The sequence below is a fragment of the Nocardioides sp. zg-1228 genome, from assembly GCF_017086465.1.
In the GTDB taxonomy this organism is placed as follows: domain Bacteria; phylum Actinomycetota; class Actinomycetes; order Propionibacteriales; family Nocardioidaceae; genus Nocardioides.
On the sequence record NZ_CP070961.1, the window covers coordinates 142,881 to 164,767 of the forward strand.

General features: G+C 73.6%; 21 protein-coding genes and 1 tRNA gene. 9 read left to right on the plus strand and 13 right to left on the minus strand.

Annotated elements, in window-relative coordinates:
- The first annotated feature begins 22 nt into the window (after positions 1 to 22).
- Complete coding sequence (locus tag JX575_RS00685; protein WP_186339801.1) at positions 23 to 1,033, plus strand: aldo/keto reductase family protein; 1,011 nt, start codon at positions 23 to 25, stop codon at positions 1,031 to 1,033.
- 183 nt (positions 1,034 to 1,216) lie between these two features.
- Here the strand turns inward: JX575_RS00685 and JX575_RS00690 are convergent, their stop codons facing one another.
- A complete protein-coding gene (locus JX575_RS00690; protein ID WP_186339802.1) occupies positions 1,217 to 2,482 on the minus strand; it encodes an MFS transporter in 1,266 nt (421 codons plus the stop codon).
- Positions 2,483 to 2,547: 65 nt separating this feature from the next.
- On the opposite strand from JX575_RS00690, the gene JX575_RS00695 reads away from it, so the two are divergent.
- Positions 2,548 to 2,880: a metalloregulator ArsR/SmtB family transcription factor gene (locus tag JX575_RS00695; protein WP_186340374.1), complete on the plus strand. Its 333-nt coding sequence runs from the start codon at positions 2,548 to 2,550 to the stop codon at positions 2,878 to 2,880.
- 10 nt (positions 2,881 to 2,890) lie between these two features.
- Here JX575_RS00695 and JX575_RS00700 read toward each other — a convergent pair whose 3' ends face one another.
- Positions 2,891 to 3,496, minus strand: coding sequence for a vitamin K epoxide reductase family protein (locus JX575_RS00700; protein ID WP_186339803.1), 606 nt, complete (start codon positions 3,494 to 3,496; stop codon positions 2,891 to 2,893).
- A gap of 191 nt (positions 3,497 to 3,687) precedes the next feature.
- On the opposite strand from JX575_RS00700, the gene JX575_RS00705 reads away from it, so the two are divergent.
- Together JX575_RS00705 and JX575_RS00710 are read left to right on the plus strand one after the other, a co-directional pair.
- Positions 3,688 to 4,581, plus strand: coding sequence for a cation diffusion facilitator family transporter (locus tag JX575_RS00705; protein WP_186339804.1), 894 nt, complete (start codon positions 3,688 to 3,690; stop codon positions 4,579 to 4,581).
- A 73-nt stretch (positions 4,582 to 4,654) separates the two neighbouring features.
- A complete protein-coding gene (locus tag JX575_RS00710; protein WP_186339805.1) occupies positions 4,655 to 5,275 on the plus strand; it encodes a hypothetical protein in 621 nt (206 codons plus the stop codon).
- A 28-nt stretch (positions 5,276 to 5,303) separates the two neighbouring features.
- Here JX575_RS00710 and JX575_RS00715 read toward each other — a convergent pair whose 3' ends face one another.
- The 7 genes from JX575_RS00715 to JX575_RS00745 all read right to left on the minus strand — a co-directional run bounded on the left by JX575_RS00715 (position 5,304) and on the right by JX575_RS00745 (position 11,726).
- Positions 5,304 to 6,074, minus strand: a complete 771-nt coding sequence (locus JX575_RS00715; RefSeq protein WP_186340375.1) for an HAD-IIA family hydrolase — start codon at positions 6,072 to 6,074, stop codon at positions 5,304 to 5,306.
- Between the two features lie 111 nt (positions 6,075 to 6,185).
- Positions 6,186 to 8,681, minus strand: a complete 2,496-nt coding sequence (locus JX575_RS00720) for an MMPL family transporter (protein WP_186339806.1) — start codon at positions 8,679 to 8,681, stop codon at positions 6,186 to 6,188.
- Between the two features lie 43 nt (positions 8,682 to 8,724).
- Complete coding sequence (locus tag JX575_RS00725; protein ID WP_186339807.1) at positions 8,725 to 9,378, minus strand: TetR/AcrR family transcriptional regulator; 654 nt, start codon at positions 9,376 to 9,378, stop codon at positions 8,725 to 8,727.
- 82 nt (positions 9,379 to 9,460) lie between these two features.
- Positions 9,461 to 10,498, minus strand: coding sequence for an alcohol dehydrogenase catalytic domain-containing protein (locus JX575_RS00730; RefSeq protein ID WP_186339808.1), 1,038 nt, complete (start codon positions 10,496 to 10,498; stop codon positions 9,461 to 9,463).
- 86 nt (positions 10,499 to 10,584) lie between these two features.
- Entirely contained in the window at positions 10,585 to 10,956 is a 372-nt protein-coding gene (locus JX575_RS00735; RefSeq protein WP_186339809.1) for a response regulator transcription factor, read from the minus strand.
- 84 nt (positions 10,957 to 11,040) lie between these two features.
- The gene (locus JX575_RS00740; RefSeq protein WP_186339810.1) at positions 11,041 to 11,508 is read right to left on the minus strand and encodes a YbaK/EbsC family protein; all 468 of its coding nucleotides are present in this window, start codon (positions 11,506 to 11,508) and stop codon (positions 11,041 to 11,043) included.
- Between the two features lie 128 nt (positions 11,509 to 11,636).
- A tRNA-Ser gene (locus tag JX575_RS00745) sits at positions 11,637 to 11,726 on the minus strand.
- A gap of 147 nt (positions 11,727 to 11,873) precedes the next feature.
- Here JX575_RS00745 and JX575_RS00750 point away from each other — a divergent pair.
- From JX575_RS00750 to JX575_RS00760, 3 genes are read left to right on the plus strand one after another with little or no spacing between them, the layout of a single operon-like run.
- On the plus strand, positions 11,874 to 13,832 hold the full coding sequence (locus JX575_RS00750) for a lysophospholipid acyltransferase (protein ID WP_186339811.1): 1,959 nt from the start codon (positions 11,874 to 11,876) through the stop codon (positions 13,830 to 13,832).
- Positions 13,829 to 15,262, plus strand: a complete 1,434-nt coding sequence (locus JX575_RS00755; protein ID WP_186339812.1) for an HAD-IB family hydrolase — start codon at positions 13,829 to 13,831, stop codon at positions 15,260 to 15,262. The genes JX575_RS00750 and JX575_RS00755 overlap by 4 nt, the downstream gene beginning before the upstream one ends.
- Positions 15,259 to 16,686, plus strand: coding sequence for a wax ester/triacylglycerol synthase domain-containing protein (locus tag JX575_RS00760; RefSeq protein ID WP_186339813.1), 1,428 nt, complete (start codon positions 15,259 to 15,261; stop codon positions 16,684 to 16,686). Before JX575_RS00755 ends, JX575_RS00760 begins: the two co-directional genes overlap by 4 nt.
- Here JX575_RS00760 and JX575_RS00765 read toward each other — a convergent pair.
- From JX575_RS00765 to JX575_RS00775, 3 genes are read right to left on the minus strand one after another with little or no spacing between them, the layout of a single operon-like run.
- Positions 16,665 to 17,132 carry a GNAT family N-acetyltransferase gene (locus JX575_RS00765; protein WP_186339814.1) on the minus strand — a complete coding sequence of 156 codons (468 nt, stop codon included), beginning with the start codon at positions 17,130 to 17,132 and terminating at the stop codon, positions 16,665 to 16,667. The genes JX575_RS00760 and JX575_RS00765 overlap by 22 nt on opposite strands.
- 50 nt (positions 17,133 to 17,182) lie before the next feature.
- Entirely contained in the window at positions 17,183 to 17,635 is a 453-nt protein-coding gene (locus JX575_RS00770) for a nucleoside deaminase (RefSeq protein ID WP_186340376.1), read from the minus strand.
- Positions 17,636 to 17,673: 38 nt separating this feature from the next.
- Positions 17,674 to 18,156 (minus strand): tRNA adenosine deaminase-associated protein, encoded by a 483-nt coding sequence (locus JX575_RS00775; RefSeq protein WP_186339815.1) that lies wholly within the window; start codon positions 18,154 to 18,156, stop codon positions 17,674 to 17,676.
- 110 nt (positions 18,157 to 18,266) lie between these two features.
- Here JX575_RS00775 and upp point away from each other — a divergent pair, with 110 nt between their 5' ends.
- Positions 18,267 to 18,908, plus strand: coding sequence for a uracil phosphoribosyltransferase (upp, locus tag JX575_RS00780; RefSeq protein ID WP_186339816.1), 642 nt, complete (start codon positions 18,267 to 18,269; stop codon positions 18,906 to 18,908).
- A 15-nt stretch (positions 18,909 to 18,923) separates the two neighbouring features.
- Here the strand turns inward: upp and JX575_RS00785 are convergent, their stop codons facing one another.
- A complete protein-coding gene (locus JX575_RS00785; RefSeq protein ID WP_186339817.1) occupies positions 18,924 to 20,159 on the minus strand; it encodes an alpha-hydroxy acid oxidase in 1,236 nt (411 codons plus the stop codon).
- Between the two features lie 188 nt (positions 20,160 to 20,347).
- Between JX575_RS00785 and JX575_RS00790 the strand changes: the two genes are divergently transcribed.
- A complete protein-coding gene (locus tag JX575_RS00790) occupies positions 20,348 to 21,886 on the plus strand; it encodes a Re/Si-specific NAD(P)(+) transhydrogenase subunit alpha (protein WP_186339818.1) in 1,539 nt (512 codons plus the stop codon).
- Position 21,887: the final 1 nt, after the last annotated feature.

The following is a 21,887-nucleotide window of genomic DNA, read 5'->3' on the forward strand; positions in this document are numbered from 1 at the left end:
CACCCGTCGCTAGGTTGGGGGGATGGAGTTTCGATACCTCGGCAACAGCGGACTCAAGATCTCTGAGATCACCTACGGCAACTGGCTCACCCACGGGTCCCAGGTCGAGAACGACGTCGCCACGCAGTGCGTGCGCGCCGCGCTCGACGAGGGCATCTCGACCTTCGACACCGCCGACGTCTACGCCAACACCGCGGCGGAGACGGTGCTCGGCGAGGCGCTGAAGGGCGAGCGGCGCGAGTCACTCGAGATCTTCACCAAGGTCTACTGGCCCACCGGGCCCAAGGGCAAGAACGACACCGGCCTCTCGCGCAAGCACATCATGGAGTCGATCGACGGCTCCCTCCAGCGGCTGCAGACCGACTACGTCGACCTCTACCAGGCCCACCGCTACGACGTGGAGACGCCGCTCGAGGAGACGATGCAGGCCTTCGCCGACATCGTCCGGCAGGGCAAGGCGCTCTACATCGGCGTCAGCGAGTGGACCGCCGACCAGATCCGCGCCGGCGTGGAGCTGTCGAGGGAGCTCGGCTTCCAGCTGATCTCCAGCCAGCCGCAGTACTCCATGCTCTGGCGGGTCATCGAGGACGAGGTCGTGCCGACGTCGCGGGAGCTCGGCGTCTCCCAGATCGTGTGGAGCCCGATCGCGCAGGGCGTGCTGACCGGCAAGTACAAGCCCGGCCAGGCCCCGCCCGAGGGCTCGCGCGCCACCGACACCAAGGGCGGCGCCGACATGATCTCGCGCTTCATGCGCGACGAGGTGCTCACCGCGGTGCAGGACCTCGAGCCGATCGCGAAGGACTGCGGCCTCACGATGGCCCAGCTCGCGATCGCCTGGGTGCTCCAGAACGACAACGTCGCCGCTGCCCTCGTCGGCGCCTCCCGCCCCGAGCAGGTCGCCGACAACGTCAAGGCCGCCGGCGTGAAGCTCGACGCGGACGTGATGTCCCGCATCGACGACGCCCTCGGCTCGGTCGTCGTACGCGACCCGGGCAAGACCGCCGAGGGGACGCCCAAGACCCGCGTGGTCTGACCCGCAGCACCCGCCGACGGGGTCGGTTCACCGGTCGCCGACCCGCGGTCGGTTCACCCGGTCGCCGACGCGCGGTCGGTTCACCAAGGTATGTCGGTCAACCCGCACTTCCCGGCGTCCACTCACCCCGGGAAGTGCTGGTTCGCCGACATGCCTTGGTGAAACAGCGAGGAGGGCGGGGGCTCAGGCCGCCCGCGTCACCCGGTAGCGCACGAACGCCGGGACGGCGAGGGCGGCGAGCACGGTGCCGACGACGACCAGCACCCCGCCGCCGGCCGCGGCGACGGCGGCGCCGGTGACCGCGGCGGTGGCACCGTGGGCGACGTCGGCGACCCGGGGGCCGCCGGCGACGACGACGATGAAGATGCCCTGGAGCCGGCCGCGGACCGAGTCGTCGGCCGCGGCCTGCAGCATCGACGTACGGAAGGCCGCCGAGGCCATGTCGGCGGCGCCGCCGACCGCGAGCATCAGCACCGCGACCCCGAGGAAGAGCGCCGGTGCGGCCGGCGCGAGCAGGGCGGCGACGCCGAAGCCGACCATCGCCAACCCCCACACGAGGATGCACACCATCACCGCATAGCCCTGCCGCTCGACGCGCGAGACCCAGCCGGACAGGACGCCGCCGACCACCGCGCCGGCCGGGATCGCCGCGAAGAGCAGCGCGAACGCCAGCCCGCCCTCGCTGGGCCCGCCGAAGTCGACGTCGGCCATCTCCGGGAACAACGCGCGTGGCATGCCGAAGACCATCGCGATGATGTCGACGACGAACGACATCATCAGCACCGGCTGGGTCCGCAGGTAGCGGAAGCCGTCGACCACCGCGCGGATGCCCGGCGTGACGGTGACGCCCAGGACGGGCAGCGGCGGCAGGCGTACGACGGCACCGAGGGTCGCGAAGAGCGTGATCGTGTCGAGCAGGTAGAGCCACGAGAAGCCGATCAGCGGGATCAGTGCGCCGCCGACGAGCGGCCCGGCGATGCCGCCGGCCTGCATGACGGTCATGTTGAGCGAGTTGGCCGCGGGCAGCAGCTCCGGCTCGATGATCCGCGGCAGCAGCGCGGATCGGGTGGGCTGGTTGACCGCGAAGAACGCCTGCTGCACGGCGAACAGCGTCAGCAGGAGCCACACGTCCTCGGCGCCGAGCGCCGCCTGCAGCCAGAAGCAGGCGCTGGTCGCGATCAGCCCGGTGGTGGTGATCAGGAGCAACGTGCGCCGGTCGAAGACGTCGGCGAGCGCGCCGCCCCACAGGCCGAAGACCACCAGCGGCACCAGGCCGAAGACGCCCGTCAGCCCGACGTAGGCCGACGATCCGGTCATCGCGTAGATCTGCGCGGGGACCGCCACGACGGTCAGCTGGGCCCCGATGACCGTGATGATGTTGGCGCGCCACAGCCGCTTGAAGTGGGGGTTGGCGAGTGGGCGCGTGTCCGCCAGCAGTCGCCTCTCCACCGGGGCAGGTTAGGCGAGCGGCCCCGCGGAACGACCTCCGGATGGCCTAGCATCGTCGGGTGGCGATGAGAGCGGGGGCGTCCGGGCTGACGGCGGAGGCGGGGCTCTTCCACGCCCTGTCCGACCCGTCGCGGCTGCTCATCGTGCGGCACCTCGCGCTGGGCGAGCACCGGGTCGTCGACCTGACGGCACACCTGGGCCTGGCGCAGAGCACCGTCTCCCAGCACCTCGCCTGCCTGCGCGACTGCGGCCTGGTGACCTCACGCCCGGAGGGGCGCGCCTCGCTGTGGTCGCTCACCCATCAGGCGCAGCTGGAGGGCGTCCTGGAGAGCGCGGAGCGCCTGCTCGCCCTCACCGGGGTCAGCTCCGGGCACCACTACGAGGAGCGGCATCCCTGAGCCGACGGCCTCAGAGCAGCGAGGACCAGTAGGACCAGAAGCGCTCGAGGACGAGCAGCGCGACGAGCAGGAAGGTGCCGAAGACGAGCGGCCCGCGCCAGTCGCGCAGGAGGCTCGCGAGGCGCCCGTCGGGAGGCCCCAGCACGCCCGCGGTGGCGTTGCGCGCGGTGACGTACCAGAACAGCGGGATCACCACCGCCCACACGACCATGCAGTAGGGGCACAGCGCCCCGATCCGGTAGAGGCTCTGGAAGACCAGCCAGGCGACGAACGCCATCGCCGCGGTGACCCCGGCCTGCAGGCCGAGCCAGTACCACCGCGCCAGCCGCGCCCCGGCGAGCATCGCGGCGCCGGTGGCGACGACCACCGGGAACGCCGCCACGCCGATCACCGGGTTGGGGAACCCCAGCAGGGCCGCCTGCGCCGACTCCATGACGTTGCCGCAGCTCAGGACCGGGTTGATGCTGCACGTCGGCACGTAGTCGCTGTCCTGCGCGAGCCGGATCCGCTCGACGAGCAGCACGGTCGCGGCGAGCAGGCCGACGAGACCGCCGACGAGCAGGCCGGTGGCCAGCGGACGCTCCTGCGGCTCGCCGGGAGGGGCGTAGGTGCTCATGGCGGACCGGACTCCTGGGGTGCGGGCGGGCGGGAGGCCCCATCCTCCGGTACGCGCCGCCGCCGACCCAACCGGCGCCGCCTGTCGCAGGACGACCGGTGACCGCGCCAGCCGACCCGTCGACGCCGACGCGCGCGACCGCTAGCATCGCTCAGAGCCGATGATACGGATCGCGGGCGACGGAGGACCGGATGGGCGCGGGACACGGACACGCCGGTGCCCGGCACCGCTGGCGGCTGGCGGTCGCGTTCGGGCTGGTGGCGGCGTTCTTCGTCGTCGAGCTGGTGGTCGGCCTGGTCAGCGGCTCGCTGGCGCTGATCTCCGACGCCGGGCACATGGCCGCCGACGTGGTGGCCCTCGGCGCCGCGCTGGTCGCGACGCGGATCGCCACCCGTCCCGACGACACCGGCCGTCGGACCTACGGCTCCTACCGCGCCGAGGTGTTCGCCTCCGGCCTCACCGTGCTGATCATGCTGGGCGTCTCGGTCTACGTCGTGGTGGAGGCCGTACGCCGTTGGGGCGAGACCGTGGACGTCGCCTCGGGCCCGCTGCTGGTGGTCGGCGCCGTCGGGCTGGCGGTCAACCTCGTCTGCCTGGTGCTGCTGCACGGCGGCGCGCACGAGTCGATCAACGTCAGGGGCGCCTACCTCGAGGTGATGGCCGACGCCGCCGGCAGCGTCGGCGTCCTCGTCGCGGGCGCCCTGGTCGCCCTCACGGGCGTCGGCCAGTGGGACACCCTGGTGGCCGTCGCCATCGGCGCCTTCGTGGCGGTGCGCGCGCTCCTGCTCGGACGAGAGGTGCTGGCCGTGCTCGGGCAGCACGCGCCGCACGACGTCGACCTCGACGCGGTCGTGCGCGACCTCGACCAGGTGCCGGGGGTGGCCGAGGTGCACGACCTGCACGTGTGGACGCTGACCTCCGGGATGGACGTGGCGACCGCCCACCTCGTGCTGCGGGTGGGGGCCGACGCCCAGGTGGTGCTCACCGCGGCCCGCGCGGCCCTGCGTGACGGGCACGGCATCGACCACGCCACGCTCCAGGTCGAGGACCACCCGGCGCGGGAGTGCCACGCAGCCACGTGGTGAGGCCCCCGCGCGGTGCTGCCACACTATGCCGCGGACGCCCGACCGTCGTGGCGCCATGGCGGCAGGGGAACGTGTGACTGAGGCAGCGATCGAGCATCCGGTGACCCCGGCCCTGGCGAAGACGGCCAACGTCATCGCCAAGGGCGCACTGGTCCTGCTGCTGGCCTTCGCGGTGCTCTATCCCGACCAGGCCAACCTCCGCGACAAGGCGGCGGGGATGCGGGCCGTCGGCTACCCGCTGATCTCCTTCACGCTGCCGGTGCTCTGGTGGGCGCTGTGGCGCGACCGGATCTCGTTCCCCTGGGTCTCCGACCTGCTCATCACCATCACCTGCTTCACCGACATCCTCGGCAACCGGATGGACCTCTACGACACCGTCGTGTGGTTCGACGACTGGATGCACTTCATGAACACCGGCCTCCTCGCGGCGGCGTTCATCCTGCTCACCCTGTCCCGCGACGTCGGGTTCGGGCGGGTGCTCGAGCGCGCGCTCGCCTTCGGGGCCACCGCGGCGATCGCGTGGGAGGTCGCGGAGTTCTTCGCCTTCATCAGCCGCTCGACCGAGCGCCAGTTCGCCTACGCCGACACGCTGGGCGACCTGACGCTCGGCTGCGCCGGGGCGGTGGTCGCGGCGGTCGTCCTGCACCGGGCCTGGCGGCGCGGCTACCTGCTGCACCCGCGGCCGCTGAGCTGACCGCGGGGAGCTGCGCGCGCGGACGCCGTCAGGCGTCCTCGGGCAGCCGCCTCTGCGCGACGTAGGGCACCACGTCGGCGATCGAGTCGACGACCAGCGTCGGGCGGTAGGGGAAGTCCTCCACCTGGTGGCGCTGGGTGGCGCCCGTGGCGACCAGGATCGTGCGCATGCCGGCCTCGAGGCCGCTGATGATGTCGGTGTCCATCCGGTCGCCGATCATCACCGTGGTCTCGGAGTGCGCGTCGATGCGGTTGAGGGCGCTGCGCATCATCAGCGGGTTGGGCTTGCCGATGAAGTAGGGCTGGCGTCCGGTCGCGGTGCTGATCAGCGCCGCCACCGACCCCGTCGCCGGCAGCATCCCGTGCACGCTGGGTCCGCTGGGATCGGGGTTGGTGGCGATGAAGCGCGCACCGCCGTTGATCAGCCGGATCGCGCGGGTGATCGCCTCGAACGAGTAGGTGCGGGTCTCGCCGAGCACGACGTAGTCGGGGCCCTGGTCGGTCATCACGTAGCCGATGTCGTGGATGGCCGCGGTCAGCCCCGTCTCGCCCACGACGTACGCCGACCCGCCCGGGCGCTGGTCATCGAGGAACTGGGCCGTGGCGAGCGCCGAGGTCCAGATGGCGCTCTCGGGCACGTCGATGCCGCTGCTGCGCAGCAGCCGCACGCGCAGGTCGCGCGGGGTGAACATCGAGTTGTTGGTCAGCACCAGGAACGGGACGTCCTGCGCGCGCAGCGCGGCGATGAACTCCTTCGCGCCGGGGATCGGGTCCTCCTCGCGCACCAGGACGCCGTCCATGTCGGTGAGCCAGGTGTGGACGGCGCGGGGTTCGGTCACGTGACCATTGTGGTCCACGCGTGAGCTGCCGTGGGAGCCCCGGTCCGCACCGGGACCCCCACGACCATCCGGTCAGCTCGCGGGCACGTCCTCGCCGGTGTGCACCGGGTGGCTGCGCTCGAGCTGGGCGCCCTCGACGTCGACGTCGGGCAGGATCCGGTCGAGCCAGCCGGGCAGCCACCAGGCCTTCTCCCCGAGCAGGTGCATCGCGGCGGGGATCAGCAGCATCCGGACGACGAACGCGTCGAGCAGCACGCCGAAGGCGAGCCCGAAGCCGATCGGCTTGATGGTGGCGTCGTGGCTGAAGATGAAGCCGGCGAAGACCGAGATCATGATGATCGCCGCGGCCGTGACCACCGCGCGGCCAGCGTGCAGGCCGTGCTGCACCGCGACCCGGGCGGGCGCCCCGTGGGCGTACGCCTCGCGCATCCCCGAGACCAGGAACAGCTGGTAGTCCATGGCCAGCCCGAACAGGATGCCGGTGGCGATGATCGGCAGGAAGCTCAGCACCGGTCCGGGCGCGTGCACGCCGAACAGGTCGGCCAGGAAGCCGATCTGGAAGATCGCCGTGATCCCGCCGAAGGCGGCGAGCAGCGACAGCACGAAGCCGAGGGTCGCGGTCAGCGGCACCAGGATCGAGCGGAACACCAGCACGAGGATCAGCAGCGACAGCCCGACGACCAGGGCCAGGTAGGTCGGCAGCACGTCGGAGAGCTGCTCGGAGATGTCGATGTTGGCGCTGGCGTTGCCCGCCACGCCGAGCGTCACCTCGTCGCCGTCGACGGTCTGCGGGGTGAGCTCGCGCAGGTCCTGCACGAGGGCCTCGGTCGACTCGCTGGAGGGCGCCTCGCGGGGGATCACCTGGAAGGCGAGCGAGGTGCGGTCCTGCGACGCGCCGATCGGCACGACGGCGTCGACGGCCCACATCTCGCCGATCCGCTCGGCGACCGCCGCCTGCTCGGGCAGCACCTCGTCCTCGCTGATCGCGCCGGGCAGGTCGGCCACGACGAGCAGCGGGCCGTTGTAGCCCTCGCCGAAGCGCTCCGCCTGCACGTCGTAGGCCCGGAAGCCCGAGGACTCGGGGGGCTGGGTGGACCCGTCGGGCAGCCCCAGGCGCATCTGCGTCGCCGGGGCGGCCACGACCAGCAGCGCCACGATGCCGAGGCCGAGCACGCCCCAGGCGCGGGAGGTGCGCATCGGCCGGTCGCGGTCGGTGATGTCGCCGTCGTGCGTACGCTCGCCCGCGGCCAGCCGCTCGCGCTCGCGCCGCTTGAGGATCCGCATGCCGACGAGCGAGAGGATCGCGGGGGTGAGCGTGACGGCCATCAGGATGGCGACGAGCACGGCGACGGCGCCGACGGTGCCCATCAGGCCCAGGAAGTCGACGCCCGTCACGTTGAGCGCGAGGAGCGCGACGATCACGGTGACGCCGGCGAACACGACCGCGTTGCCGGAGGTGCCGTTGGCGAGCCCGATCGACTCGTGCAGGCAGGCGCCCTGCTTCAGCTGCCGGCGGTGGCGGTTGATGATGAAGAGCGAGTAGTCGATGCCGACGGCCAGCCCGAGCATGACGCCGAGCACCGGCGTGACCGAGACGAACTCGACCAGCCCGGAGAACGACAGCGACGCCAGCGAGGCGACACCCACGCCGAGCAGGGCGGTGATGAGCGGCAGGGCGGCGCCGACCAGCGTGCCGAGCATGACGGCCAGCACGATCGCGGCGATCACGACGCCGGCGATCTCGCCGGGGCCGAGGATCGACGGCACGGTCTGGGCGATCTCCTGCGAGGGGTGCACCGCCACCCCGGCGATGCCGGCATCGGCGGCGAGGTCCTCGATCTCGGCCTTGGTCTCGGTCGTGACCTCGTTGGTCGGGCCGTCGAAGACCACATTGGCGACGGCGGCCGAGCCGTCCTCGGACACCGTGCGATAGCCGGAGGACAGCCGCGAGAGGGTCGCGCCGTCCTCGAGCGTGGGTGCCTGCTCCTCGACCTTGGCGCGCTGCCGGTCGAGCTCGGCCTGGCCCTCGTCGAGCTGCTGCTGCGCCGCCCGCAGCTGCGGGCGCACGGCGTCGAGCATGCCGGCCTCACGCGCCTGGCGACGCTGGTCGGCGAGCGCCTGGCGGCCGGCGTCGATCTGCGCCTGCGCCTCGGTGAGCTCGGCCATCCCGTCCTTGAGCTGCTGCTCGCCCTTCTCGACCTGCCGTGCGGAGTCGTCGACCTGCTGCTGGGTCCGGAAGGGGTCGGTCACCTCGGCGACGCCCTTGACGTCCGCGATCCGGTCGAACAGGTCGACCAGCTCGCGCTGCTGGTCGGCGGTGAACGCCGAGCCGTCGGTGGTCTCGGCGACGAGGGCGCCGTTGCCGCCGCCTGTGCCCTCGAACTCCTCCTCGAGCTGCTGGGAGACCCGCGTCGTGGGGGTGTCGGGCAGCGAGATCGAGGACGTCAGCGCGCCGGCGAACGACACGTAGGTGACGGCGGTGAGGGCGAGGACCGCCAGCCACGCACCGATGACGGTCCAGTGGCGGCGCGCCGAGAAGCGACCGATGCGGTAGAGGAGCTCAGCCATGACGGAGGTCGGGCCTTTCGTTGTGGTGCGGGGGTCGGGTGGGTCAGCCGGCGTGGCCGACCCGGAGCCGGTGGAGGACGCGGTCGAGGAGCGCGTCCCACTCGGTGCGGGCGGTGGGCGGGACGGGCGGGGCCAGGCCGGGACGCCGCTCGACCCAGAGCCCGGCGACGGTGGTGATGCCGCTGAAGAGCAGCGCCAGGCTGAGGTCGAGGTCGACCGGGTCGAGGTCGGGTGCGCGTCGCAGGAGCTGCTGGCGCAGTCGGCCGCCGACGTGCTCGAAGGCGGTGCGCGAGATCCCCTGGGCGCGCTCGTCGCCACGCTGCGGCGAGCCCAGGGCGACGTGGATGGTGGCGATGGCCGTGGGGAGGTCGACCCGGCGGGTGGCCTCGCCGACCGCGTCGAGCGCGGTGCGGGCGCCGGCCTCGCCGGGCGGCAGCTCGGCGGTGCGGCGGTCGACGTCGTCGAGCAGCGCCGCGGTCGCCTCGTCGAGCACCTGCTCGCAGACCGCGACGAGCAGCTGGTCGAGACCCGCGAAGTGGTTGAAGACCGTGCGCCGCGAGACGCCGGCGTGGGAGGCGACCTGCTCGACGGTGAAGCCATGGGCGCCGTGCTCGGTGGCCAGCGCGCGGGCGGCGTCGAGGATCGCCCGTCGGCGCTCCGCACGCAGCGCGCTGCGGCGGTCGGTGGGCAGGGTCATCGGCACCCGATAATTGTTGCACTCAGTGCAAATAGGGCCCGGTGGGGCGCTGGATGGGTGTGACGCGATCCGCGCCGACTCCCTAGACCGACGGGTCGACGATGGTCATGCCGGCGACCGTTGCCCGGTCGAGGACGGGCAGGAGTGCGGCGGCCTCCGCCAGGCCGATCGTCCGCTCGACCAGGAGGTCGGGCCGCAGCTCGCCCGCCTCGACCAGCGCGAGCATCGCCGGGTAGTCGACGGCCGCCATGCCGTGGCTGCCCAGCAGGTCGAGCTCCCACGCGATCACCCGCGACATCGGCACGCGCGGGTGCCCGTCGACCGGCGGCAGCAGCCCTACCTGGGCGAGGCGCCCGCGACGTCGCAGGCTGAGGATCGCGTCGGCGCAGGTCTGCTCGCTGCCCACCGCGTCGACAGCGACGTGGCTGCCGCCACCGGTCAGGTCGGAGACCGCCTCCGGCACGTCGCGGCCGTCGGCGAGCACGGTGTGCTCGGCGCCGATCCGCGTCGCCGCGGCGAGCGCCTCCGGGGTGCGGTCCACCGCGACGACCCGGGCGCCGAGGGCGCGGGCGATCATCACGGCGCTGAGGCCGACCCCGCCGGCGCCGACGACGCAGACCCACTCCCCCGCGGCCACGCGGGCACGGCCGACGAGCGCGCGGTAGGCCGTCGCGAAGCGGCACCCCAGGCCGGCCGCGGTGGTGAGGTCGACGGACCCCGGCACGGCGACGAGGTTGGCGTCGGCCGCGTGCAGGGCCACGAGCTCGGCGAACGAGCCCCAGTGGGTGAACCCGGGCTGCTGCTGGTCGGGGCACACCTGGGCGTCGCCGCCGCGGCACCACTCGCACCGTCCGCAGCCGCACACGAAGGGCACGGTCACCCGGTCGCCGACCCGCCAGCGGGTCACCCCCTCACCGACCTCGCTGACGTGCCCGGCGAGCTCGTGCCCGGGCACGTGGGGCAGCGCGACGTCGTCGTGGCCGGCCCAGGCGTGCCAGTCGCTGCGGCACATGCCCGTCGCCGCGACGCGTACGACGACGCCGCCGGCAGGCGCCGACGGGGCGGGCACCTCGCGGACCTCGGGCTGGGACCGGACCTCGTCGAACACCACGGCACGCACCGGACGATTGTGCCCGGTGGCCGGGTGGGGGCGGAGCAGTGCTCAGGCGGTGGTCAGGCGGTGGTCAGGTGGTGGTCAGGTGGTGGTCACCGGGTCGGAGGTCCCTCGAGCGCCGTCACCCGCGCCACCAGCTGCGCGAGGGAGAACGGCTTGTCGAGCACGTCGTCGGCGCCGGCCTCGAGACACTCGGCGACGTGCGCCTCGCCGGCGTTGCCGCTCGTCACGAGCACCGCACCGCGGTAGCCGCCCGCGCGCAGCGACGCGACGGCCTCCAGCCCGTCCATGTCTGGCAGACCGCGGTCGATGACGACCAAGCCCACCGACTGGTCCTGGGCCGAGGCGACGGCGGCCGCCCCCGACTCGACGGCGAGCACCTCGAAGCCGGCCCGCCGCAGGGCCAGCACCATGATCTGGGCGAGGTCGGGCTCGTCCTCGACGACGAGCACCGTGGCGGTCACGCGGACACGGTACAAGCGGGATGCACGCGTGAGGCACCCCAGAGGCGACCCGTCTGGACCGCCTGCCGGCCGCTCACGTGGGGCTCAAGCGGGGTCGGTGACGTCCGCGACCTGCGCCTGGAGGTGGGCCACGACCTCGTCGCCGGAGACGGTGGCCGCCAGGCCGTGGGCGCCCGCGCCGATGGAGACGGTCCGGCCGGTGACGCGCTCGTCGGCGACCACCGGCAGCGCCGTCCTCGACCCGAACGGCGTGATCGTGCCGCGCTCGTAGCCGGTGACCTCTCGCGCGGCCTCCGCGTCGGGCATCGAGATCCGGTTGACGCCGAGCAGGGCACGGAGCTTGGGCCACGAGATCTCCCGGTCGCCCGGCACGAGCACGAACAGGTGGTCGCCCTCACCGCGGCGCACCACCATCGTCTTCACGATCGCCGACGGCTCCACGCCGCGGGCGGCGGCGGCCTCGGCCAGGGAGCCGACCCGGCCGTGGCGGGTGACCTCGTGGTCGAGGCCCGACTCGGCCAGGGCGCGCAGCGCGGGATTGTGGTCGGCCATGCACCCGAGCCTACGGCGAGCGGGGATGACGACCGATGAGGGCGACCGGGCCGCGACGACCGCGAAATGACGACTCCCGGACCTGCGAGTCGCGGATCCGGGAGTCTCCGATGTCCAGAGACATCAGGTGGCGGTGACGGAGGGATTTGAACCCTCGGTGGACTTGCGCCCACAAACGCTTTCGAGGCGTTCTCCTTAGGCCGCTCGGACACGTCACCGCGCCGAACGTTACCGGAGAGGTCGGGCGAGCCGAAAACCGCGGGTGGTCCACGAAGTGCGTCGATGCCGTGGTCACGGAGCGCGTACGACGGTAACTTCGGCGGACGCCTGTGCTCGCGCCGCCGCGCGTGCGGGAAGGAGGGGTTGTGGCTGTCGTCCGACGTGCCCGCGACCTCGCGCGCGCCGCACTGCCGAGGAGCGTGGGGGACCGGCTGCCGGCCGCGCCGCCCCCGGAGGTCACCGAGCTCCTCCACGACAAGCGGTTCCAGCGCGCCGTCGCCGCGCACGCCGACGAGCAGGGCCGCCCCGAGGAGGAGGTCTGGCAGGAGGTCACGGGCTACCTCCACGAGATGTGCGCCGCCCACGACGACCGGGCGTCGCAGGGCTGGGCGCGGATGGGCGAGTGGTTCCTGCGCGCCTACGACGTCCTGGTCGACGAGGACCAGGTGCAGCAGCTGCGCAAGCTCGACCGCACGCACAGCCTGGCCCTCGCCTTCAGCCACCGCTCCTACCTCGACGGCATGGTCATCCCCAACGTGCTGCGGGCACGCCGGTTCTCCCCGACCTACACCTTCGGCGGCGCCAACCTCAACCTGCCGGTCATCGGCTCCGTCGCCAGCCGCACCGGCCTCATCTTCATCCGCCGCGCCACCCAGGAGATCCCGGTCTACCGCCTCGCGCTGCGCTCCTACATCCGCCGGCTGGTGGCCAACAAGCGCAACCTGGCCTGGTCGATCGAGGGTGGCCGGACGCGTACGGGCAAGCTGCGCCCGCCGGTGCACGGGATCCTGAAGTACCTCACCGACACCGTGCAGGGTCAGGACGAGCACGACGACGCCCCCGACGTGCAGGTCGTGCCGGTCTCGGTCGTCTACGACCAGCTCCACGAGGTCTCGTCGATGACCGAGGAGGCGCGCGGCGCCAGCAAGACGCCCGAGGACTGGCGCTGGCTGGTGCGCTTCGCCCGCCTCCAGCACAAGCGCCTCGGGCGCGCCTACCTCACCGTCGGCGAGCCGTTCTCGCTCGGCGAGCGGATGGCCGAGCTCGCCGCCGAGGGCGTCACCGGCCACCAGGCCGTCGAGCGGGTCGCGCTCGACATCTCCCACCGGCTCAACCGGGCCACCCCGGTCACCACCACCGCGATCGTCTCCCTCGCCCTCCTCGGCGCCGACCGGGCGCTGACCGTGGATGAGGTGCTCGAGACGGTCGAGCCGCTCGCCGCCTACATCGACGCGCGCCGCTGGCCGGTCGCCGGGGCGGCCGACCTCCGCGACCGCGCGACCATCCGGCGCGCCCTCGCCGACCTGACCCGCAGCGGCGTGCTCACGGCGTACGACCAGGGCACCGAGCCGGTCTGGAAGATCGGGGACGACCAGCACCTCGTGGCCGCGTTCTACCGCAACACCGTGATCCACGTGCTCGTCGACCGGGCGATCGGCGAGCTGTCCCTCCTCACCGTCAGCGAGCTGGAGCCCGGCGCGGAGCTGCCGCCGGGAGGTGAGCTCCAGGTGGGCTGGGAGGAGGCGAAGCGGATGCGCGACCTGCTCAAGTTCGAGTTCTTCTTCCCCTCGCGCGGCCGGTTCGAGGACGAGCTGCGCACCGAGCTGCGGCTGCTGGCCGGCGAAGGCGTCACGGAGATGACGCCCGCCCGGGCGCGCGAGCTGCTCGTGCAGGCCCGGCCCCACCTGGCCCACCTCGTGCTGCGCCCTTTCCTCGACGCCTACCTCGTCGTCGCCGACCGGCTCGCCGACCACGGCGACGGCCCGGTCGACGAGGACGAGCTGCTCGCCGACTCGCTCGCGGTGGGCCGCCAGTGGGCGCTGCAGCGCCGGGTGGCGAGCCAGGAGTCGATCTCGCTCGAGCTCTTCCGGTCCGCGCTGGCGCTCGCCCGCCACCGGGGGCTGCTCGCCGAGGGCGCGGGCGTCGGGTCGGCCCGGGAGGCGTTCGCCGCCGAGCTGCGCGACTCCGTGCGGCGCGTCAACATCGTCGGGGAGATGGCCGGTGACACGGTCACGGTCGGCCACCCCGAGCCGACGCCCGACCCCGGCCCGGACCCCGACCCGGCGCCGCAGCAGCAGCCGGTGCCGAGGGCGGAGCGCGTGTGAGCGGGCTCTCGAGCGCAGCGCAGGAGGCGATCGAGGCCATCGAGGCCGGGCCGCAGGGCCCGTCGGTGGGCGCGTTCTTCGACCTCGACGGCACCCTCGTCGCCGGCTACACCGCCGCCACGTTCTACGGCGACCGGCTCCGGGGCCGCGACGTCTCTCCGGCCGAGTTCCTGCGCACCGTCGTCACGGCCGTCGACGGCGAGCTCGGCGGTGACCCGACCCGCATCGCACACGTCGCCTTCTCCGCCATGCGGGGCGAGTCCGAGGAGGCCTTCGCCGACCTCGGTGAGCGGCTCTTCCGCGCCAAGATCGCCGGCACCATCCGCCGCGAGTCGCGCGCGCTCGTCGCGGCGCACCAGCGCGCCGGCCACACCGTCGCCGTCGCGTCGGCCGCCACGCCCTACCAGGTCGCCCCGGTGGCCCGCGACCTCGGCGTCGACCACCTCGTCTGCACCCGCCTCGTCGTGGAGGACGGCCAGTTCACCGGGGCCACCGACGGACCCATGCTGTGGGGCCGCCACAAGGCGAGCGGGGTGCGCGCGTTCGCCCGCGAGCACGCGCTCGACCTCGCCGACTCCTACGCCTACGGCAACGGCTACGAGGACGTCGCGTTCCTCTCCTCGGTGGGCCGCCCCACCGCCCTCAACCCGCACCGCGACCTGCGCGCCGCCGCCGCCCGCCTCGGGTGGCCGGTGCTCGACCTCTCCGACCCGGTGGGCGGCTCGCTCCGCGCGGCCGGGCGTACGGCGCTCGCGCTGGCCGGCATGAACGCGGGGGTCGGCCTGGGGCTGGCCTACGGGCTGGCGCGCGGCGACCTGCGCGAGGGCCGCAACGCCGCGCTCCGGCTCGCCACCCACCTGCCGATGGCGCTGGCCGGCGTCGGCCTGGACGTGCTCCACCGGGAGCGGCTGTGGACCCACCGCCCGGCCATCTTCGTGGCCAACCACCAGAGCGCGCTCGACGTCCCGGTCCTGGGCCGCCTGCTCGAGCGCGACTTCACGATCGTCGCGAAGAAGGAGGCGCGCTGGGACCCCCGCGCCGTCGTCGGCTCGGTGGTCGTCGACCCGGCCTGGATCGACCGCTCCGACTCCGCGTCGGCGCGCGCGACGCTCGACGGGGTCGTCGAGCGGATCCGCTCGGGCACCTCGCTGATGATCTTCCCGGAGGGGACGCGGTCGCCGACCCCCGTGCTGGGTCCGTTCCGCAAGGGCGCGTTCCACCTCGCCGCCCAGGCGGGCGTGCCGGTGGTGCCGATCGTGCTCCGCAACACCGGGGAGCTGATGCGGCGCGGGTCGATGGTGCTCCACCCGGGGGTCGTCGACGCGTGCGTGCTGGAGCCCGAGACCGACTGGAGCGTGGACGAGATGAGCGAGCGGATCGCGGCGCTGCACACGAGGTTCGCGGAGACCCTGGCCAGGTGGCCCGCATGAGCACCCCCGCCGACGTCGAGCGCTGGGTGGCGGCCGCGTCGATGGCCACCGGCGGCGAGCTGACGCCGATGCAGACCCTGCTGTGGCGTGCCGAGCGGCACCCGGTGCAGTCGTCGACGACCACCGTCGTGATCGACCTCGACCGGGCGCCCGACTGGCAGCGCTTCGTCGCGGCCACCGAGTGGGGCACCGAGCTGGTGCGCCGCCTGCGCCAGCGCGTCGTCGAGCCGGCCGTCCCGACCGCCGCTCCGGTCTGGGCCGACGACCCGACCTTCGACCTCGGCTACCACCTGCGCCGCGAGCGGGTCGCCAGCCGTGAGGAGATGCTCGGCGAGGCCGCACAGATCGCGCTGCGACCCTTCGACCGGTCGCGCCCGCTGTGGGAGGGGGTCCTCTTCGACGGCATGCCGAGCGGGGCGGCGTACGTCCTCAAGATCCACCACGCGCTCGCCGACCCGCTCGGCACGGTGCAGCTGCTCTCGATGCTCCAGTCCGATCGCCGCGCGCACACCCCGCTCAAGCCGCTCGGCGAGGAGCACGTGGCGCCGGCGGACGCCGACCCGGTCGACCTGGCCGTCACCGGCCTGCGCACCGAGGTCGCCGCGCTTCCCCACCTCGCCCGCGCCGCCGCCCGCCGCGCCGCGCTGGCGGCGGTGCGACCGCAGGCGACCGTCGCCTCGACGCTGCGCTACGGCGCCTCGGTGCGCCGGCTCCTCACCCCGGCCGCGCCGCCCTCGCCGGAGCTCTCGCCGCGCACGGGGCGGCGCTGGCGGTTCCTCACCTTCCGGGCCCCCCTCGAGCCGCTGCGCTCCGTCGCCCGCCTCGCCGGGGGGTCGGTCGACGACACGACCGTGGCGCTGGTCCTCGGCGGGCTGCGGCGCTACCACGCGCGGCGCGGCAGCACGGTGGCCGAGATCCCGGTGGGGGTCCGCGTCTCGCTGGCCCGCGCCAACGACCTCGGCAACCGCTTCGCCACCGCGCAGGTCAGCGGTCCGCTCGCCGTCGAGGACCCGGTAGACCGGGTCGCGGCGGTGCGCGGCGAGGTGCTGTCGCTGCACACCGAGCGGGCCCTCGAGGTGCTCGACGCCGCGGCGCCGCTGGTCAACCGGCTCCCGGCCGTCGTCGGGGCGTCCGCCCTGCGCGCCGCCACGGCCCCGGACGCGTTCGTCCTCTCCCTGCCGGGCCCGCCACGCCGACGCTTCATGGCCGGGGCCGAGGTGGAGGGGATGTACGTCCTGGGGCCGTTGCCCGGCTCGGCGCTGACGGTGTGCCTGGTGACCTGCGCCGACACCGCGTGCATCGGCGTCAACGTCGACGCGAGCGCGGTGGCCGACCTCGGTGCGCTGGAGGAGTGCCTGGGCGAGGGCGTCGAGGAGATGGTCGCGGCCGGGCGCGCGACGGGTCAGGCGGTCGGGCCGACGTAGCAGAGCATGCGGTGCTCGGAGCCCTCCTCGATGGTGGCGAAGCCGTGCCGCTCGTAGAAGCGCCGGGTGTCGGTGTCGACCTCGTCGACGTTGATGTGCATCTCGGGCGACCCCAGGTCGCGGGCGAGGTCGCGGCACAGGGCGAGGATCCGGGTGCCGACGCCGCGCGAGCGCAGCGCGGGGACGACGTAGAGCTCCTCGAGCTGCGCCACCGGGCCGTCGTACCAGATCGCCGGGCGCAGCGTGACCAGGGCGAACCCCACCGCGAGGTCGGAGGTGTCCTCCGCGAGCACGGCGAGCACGCCGTCGAGGCCCAGCAGGCGGGCGAAGCGCCCCGCGAGCACCTCGGCGTCGTCGGTCTCGGTGTCGAACTCGGTGTTGAAGTCCCACAGCAGGCGCCCGAGCACCTCGGCGTCCTCGACGGCGGCGCGGCGCACGACGGTCATGCAGCGAGCGTACGTCGCCGGGCGGGCCGCGTCAGCGGGGTCGGGCCGGGTCAGCCGGCGGGCGGGGCGACCGTGCGGTGGCGGGCGAAGAAGTCGTCGAGCAGGGCGGTGGACTCCGCGGCCAGCACCCCCGCGACGACCTCCGGACGGTGGTTGAGGCGGCGGTCGCGCACCACGTCCCAGAGCGAGCCCACGGCGCCCAGCTTGTCGTCGTAGGCGCCGAAGACGAGGCGGTCGACGCGGGCGAGGACCACCGCGCCGGCGCACATCGTGCACGGCTCGAGCGTGACGACCAGCGTGCACCCCGACAGCCGCCACTCTCCGCGGGCGGCCGCCGCGGCGCGCAGGGCCACCACCTCGGCGTGGCCGGTGGGGTCGCCCTCGGCCTCGCGGGTGTTGTGGCCGGTGGCGACGACCGCGCCCGACTCGTCGAGGACCACCGCGCCGACCGGCACGTCGTCGGCGGCCAGGGCGGCCCGTGCCTCGGCGAGCGCGAGGCGCATGGCGTCGTCCCAGGTGCCGACCCGGGTGGTGTGCAGCGTCATGCGGAGGTGAGGCCCACGGCGTCGTCGAAGAGCTCGCCGAAGCCCAGTCGGCGGGCGATGTCGGAGAGCATCTCGTCGGGGTAGAGCTCCACGTCGTCGAGGAGCGCGCCGAGGTCGACGGCGTGCAGGCCGAGGTCGGCGAGCAGGTCGAGGTCGCCTGCCGGCACCTCGATGTCGTCGTCCTCGGGCGGGGGCAGGCCGAGGTGGTCGATCGCAGACTGCGCGAGCTCCCACGTGTCGGCGGCCGTCACGTCGGAGAGCAGCACGCGCGTACGCGCACCGACGACGCGCACCAGCACGAAGAAGTCCTCGTCGACCGCGACCATCCCGACGGCGCCATCGTCGCCGGAGACCTGGCGCAGCGCGTGGCCCAGCGAGTCGATCGTGTCGAACGCGGGCGAGGCGATCTCCTGCACCTGCCACGCGCCGTCCTCGCGGAAGGCGACCAGCGCGAAGTCGACCTGGCCGGGCTCGGACATCCCCACACCTCCTCCACCACCGTCGACGTCAAATGTCGCAGAAAGCACGGGGGCCGCCAACCCTCGCCGGCGCCGCGGTCGCCGGGTTCGTACCCCACTAGGGTGACCCCATGCGCCTGCACGTGGTGAACCACCCCCTCGTCTCCCACAAGCTGACCGTCCTCCGCGACGAGCAGACCGACTCCCCGACGTTCCGACGGCTGACCGACGAGCTGGTGACGCTGCTGGCCTACGAGGCGACGCGCGAGGTGCGTGTCGACCCACGGCCGATCACCACGCCCGTCGGCCCCACGTCGGGGGTCTACCTCGCGCACCCCAAGCCGATGGTCGTCCCGATCCTGCGGGCGGGCCTGGGCATGCTCGACGGGATGATGCGGCTGCTGCCGACGGCGGAGGTGGGCTTCCTCGGCATGGTGCGCAACGAGGAGACGCTCGAGGCCTCGACCTACGCCGAGCGGCTGCCCGAGGACCTGTCCGGGCGCCAGTGCTACGTGCTCGACCCGATGCTGGCCACCGGTGGCACCCTCGCGGCGGCGGTCCGCTTCCTCACCGACCGCGGAGCCGACGACATCACCGCGATCTGCCTGCTCGCCGCGCCGGAAGGCGTCGACCGGCTCGAGAAGGGGCTCGCCGGCCTCGACGTCCCGGTCACCGTCGTGACCGCGGCGATCGACGAGATGCTCAACGACAAGGGCTACATCGTCCCGGGCCTCGGCGACGCCGGCGACCGGCTCTACGGCGTCGCGCACTGACGGCGAGCCCTCAGCTCACCGGGCGGTGAGCCGCCGCAGGGCCACGACGTGGTCGGGGGTGAGCTCGTCGAGCGTGCGGACGCCGAGCAGCTTCATCGTCCGCTCGACCTGCCCGCGCAGGATGTCGATCACCCGGTCGACACCCTCGCGACCGCCGGCCATCAGGCCGTAGAGATAGGCGCGCCCGACGAGGGTGAAGGTGGCGCCGTGGGCGACGGCGGCGACGACGTCCTGCCCCGACATGATGCCGGTGTCGACGTGCACCTCGACGCGGTCGCCGACGGCCGCGACGACGTCGGGCAGCAGGTGGAAGGGCACCGGCGCCCGGTCGAGCTGGCGCCCGCCGTGGTTGGACAGCAGCACCGCGTCGACGCCGACGTCGGCGCAGCGGCGCGCGTCGTCGACGGTCTGGACGCCCTTCACCACGACCTTGCCGGGCCACTGGTCCCGGATCCACGCCAGGTCGTCGTAGGTCACGGTCGGGTCGAACATCGTGTCGAGCAGCTCGGCGACCGTGCCCGACCAGGCGTCGAGCGAGGCGAACGCGAGCGGCCCGGTGGTGAGGAAGTCGAACCACCACGCGGGGCGGGGGATCGCGTCGAGCACGGTGCGCGGGGTGAGGGTCGGCGGGATCGTCATGCCGTTGCGCACGTCGCGCAGCCGGGCGCCGGCCACCGGCACGTCCACCGTGACGAGCAGCGTGTCGAAGCCCGCGTGGGCGGCCCGCTCGACGAGCGCCATCGAGCGCTCGCGGTCCTTCCACATGTAGAGCTGGAACCAGTTGCGCGCGCCGCTCGCGGCCGGGGCAGCGGCGGCGACCTCCTCGATCGAGGTGGTGCCCATGGTGGAGAGGGCGAACGGGATGCCGGCGGCCGCGGCTGCCGTCGCGCCGGCGATCTCGCCCTCGGCCTGCATCATCCGGGTGAAGCCGGTGGGGGCGATCCCGAACGGCAGCGCCACCCGGGCGCCGAGCACGTCGCGGGAGGTGTCGACCTCGGAGACGTCGCGGAGGATCGCGGGCCGGAACTCCACGTCGGCGAAGGCCTGCCGGGCGCGGGCCAGGGAGACCTCGCCGTCCGCGGCCCCGTCGGTGTAGTCGAACGCCGCGCGGGGCGTACGCCTCTTGGCGATGCGACGCAGGTCCTCGACGGTCAGCGCGTTGGCGAGGCGTCGCTCGCGCGCCGACCAGGTGGGCTCCTTGAAGCGCAGCAGCGGAGCGAGGTCGCGCCGCCTCGGGATCTGTCGTCGCACGAGATCACCCCATCACGGGTCGCCGAGGGCGGTCGCCCCGGTCGGGGGCACCATCTTCGCGCAGGACCCCCGCCGCTGCTCGGGCCGCGCCGCTGTGGTCCACGCCACGGTGTGCAGCCGTGACTCACGCCACACGTTCGGTACCTTGTGCCCGGCCCGACCGTCCGGCCCGCCACCAGGAGGCAGTAGTGCGCATCGGCATCCCTCGCGAGTCCCGGCCAGGGGAGACCCTGGTGGCCGCCACGGCGAAGACGGCGTCACAGCTCGCGGCGCTCGGCTACGACGTGGTGGTCGAGACGGGGGCCGGCGTGGCCGCCGACCAGCCCGACACGGCGTTCGCCGAGGCCGGCATCGCGGTCGGGACCGGTGCCGACGTGTGGTCGAGCGACGTGGTGGTGAAGGTCGACGCGCCCACCGACGACGAGATCGGCCGGCTGCGCCCGGGCGCGACGGTCGTCAGCCTGATGGCGCCCGCCCGGAGCCCCGAGCTGGTCGAGCGCCTCGCCGCGCAGGGCGTGACCGCGCTCGCGATGGACGCCGTGCCGCGCATCTCGCGCGCGCAGTCGATGGACGTGCTCTCCTCGATGGCCAACGTCGCGGGCTACCGCGCGGTGATCGAGGCGGCCCACGAGTTCGGCCGGCTCTTCACCGGCCAGGTCACCGCCGCCGGCAAGGTGCCGCCTGCACGGGTGTTCGTCGTCGGCGCCGGGGTGGCCGGTCTGGCCGCGATCGGCGCGGCGGGCTCCCTGGGCGCGGTCGTGCGCGCGTTCGACGTGCGTCCCGAGGTGGCCGAGCAGGTCGAGTCGATGGGCGCGCAGTTCGTCACCGTCGACATGGAGCAGGAGGTGTCCTCCGACGGCTACGCCAAGGAGATGACCGCCGAGCAGGAGGCCGCGACCGCCGCGATGTACGACGAGGAGGCGCGCGCCGCCGACATCGTCATCACCACCGCGCTGATCCCCGGCCGGCCGGCACCGCGGCTGATCACCGCCGAGACGGTCGCGGCGATGCGGCCCGGCTCGGTCGTCGTCGACATGGCCGCGGCCAACGGCGGCAACGTCGCCGCGACGGTCGAGGACGAGCGGGTGGTGACCGCCAACGGCGTCACCGTGCTGGGCTACACCGATCTCGCCGGCCGGCTGGCCGCGCAGACGAGCCAGCTCTACGGCACCAACGTGGTCAACCTGATGAAGCTCCTGACGCCCGGCAAGGACGGCGTGCTCACCCTCGACCTGGACGACGTCGTCCAGCGTGGCATCACCGTGACGCGATCGACCGGCGAGGGCGCGGAGGTGATGTGGCCGCCGCCCCCCGTGCAGGTCTCTGCCGCGCCCGCCCCCGCCGCCCCCGCGGCCGTCGAGAAGCAGCCGCCCCCGCCGCCCGACCCGCGTCGCCGGCTCTACGCCGCCGGCCTGGCCGCCGTGGTGTTCCTCGCGCTCGCGACCGCCGCGCCGGTCAGCTTCCTGCCGAGCCTCACGGTCTTCGTGCTCGCCGTCGTGATCGGCTTCTACGTCATCGGCAACGTGCACCACGCGCTGCACACCCCGCTGATGAGCGTCACCAACGCGATCAGCGGCATCATCGTCGTCGGCGCGATCCTGCAGGCCCCGGTCGACAACCTCGCGGTCCAGCTCGTCGCCGGGGTGGCCATCCTGCTCGCCAGCATCAACGTCTTCGGTGGCTTCCTGGTCACCCGGCGGATGCTCAACATGTTCCAGAAGGGCTGAG

Bases quoted from the DNA above. Each gene is read 5' to 3' on its own strand.
- JX575_RS00760 (WP_186339813.1), top strand. From the start codon at position 15,259: ATGAGCACCCCCGCCGACGTCGAGCGCTGGGTGGCGGCCGCGTCGATG.
- JX575_RS00685 (WP_186339801.1), top strand. From the start codon at position 23: ATGGAGTTTCGATACCTCGGCAACAGCGGACTCAAGATCTCTGAGATC.
- JX575_RS00725 (WP_186339807.1), bottom strand. From the start codon at position 9,378: ATGACCCTGCCCACCGACCGCCGCAGCGCGCTGCGTGCGGAGCGCCGA.
- JX575_RS00765 (WP_186339814.1), bottom strand. From the start codon at position 17,132: ATGACCGTCGTGCGCCGCGCCGCCGTCGAGGACGCCGAGGTGCTCGGG.
- JX575_RS00715 (WP_186340375.1), bottom strand. From the start codon at position 6,074: ATGGACGGCGTCCTGGTGCGCGAGGAGGACCCGATCCCCGGCGCGAAG.
- upp (WP_186339816.1), top strand. From the start codon at position 18,267: ATGCGCCTGCACGTGGTGAACCACCCCCTCGTCTCCCACAAGCTGACC.
- JX575_RS00720 (WP_186339806.1), bottom strand. From the start codon at position 8,681: ATGGCTGAGCTCCTCTACCGCATCGGTCGCTTCTCGGCGCGCCGCCAC.
- JX575_RS00705 (WP_186339804.1), top strand. From the start codon at position 3,688: ATGGGCGCGGGACACGGACACGCCGGTGCCCGGCACCGCTGGCGGCTG.
- JX575_RS00775 (WP_186339815.1), bottom strand. From the start codon at position 18,156: ATGTCCGAGCCCGGCCAGGTCGACTTCGCGCTGGTCGCCTTCCGCGAG.
- JX575_RS00740 (WP_186339810.1), bottom strand. From the start codon at position 11,508: ATGGCCGACCACAATCCCGCGCTGCGCGCCCTGGCCGAGTCGGGCCTC.
- JX575_RS00770 (WP_186340376.1), bottom strand. From the start codon at position 17,635: ATGCGCCTCGCGCTCGCCGAGGCACGGGCCGCCCTGGCCGCCGACGAC.
- JX575_RS00700 (WP_186339803.1), bottom strand. From the start codon at position 3,496: ATGAGCACCTACGCCCCTCCCGGCGAGCCGCAGGAGCGTCCGCTGGCC.
- JX575_RS00695 (WP_186340374.1), top strand. From the start codon at position 2,548: ATGAGAGCGGGGGCGTCCGGGCTGACGGCGGAGGCGGGGCTCTTCCAC.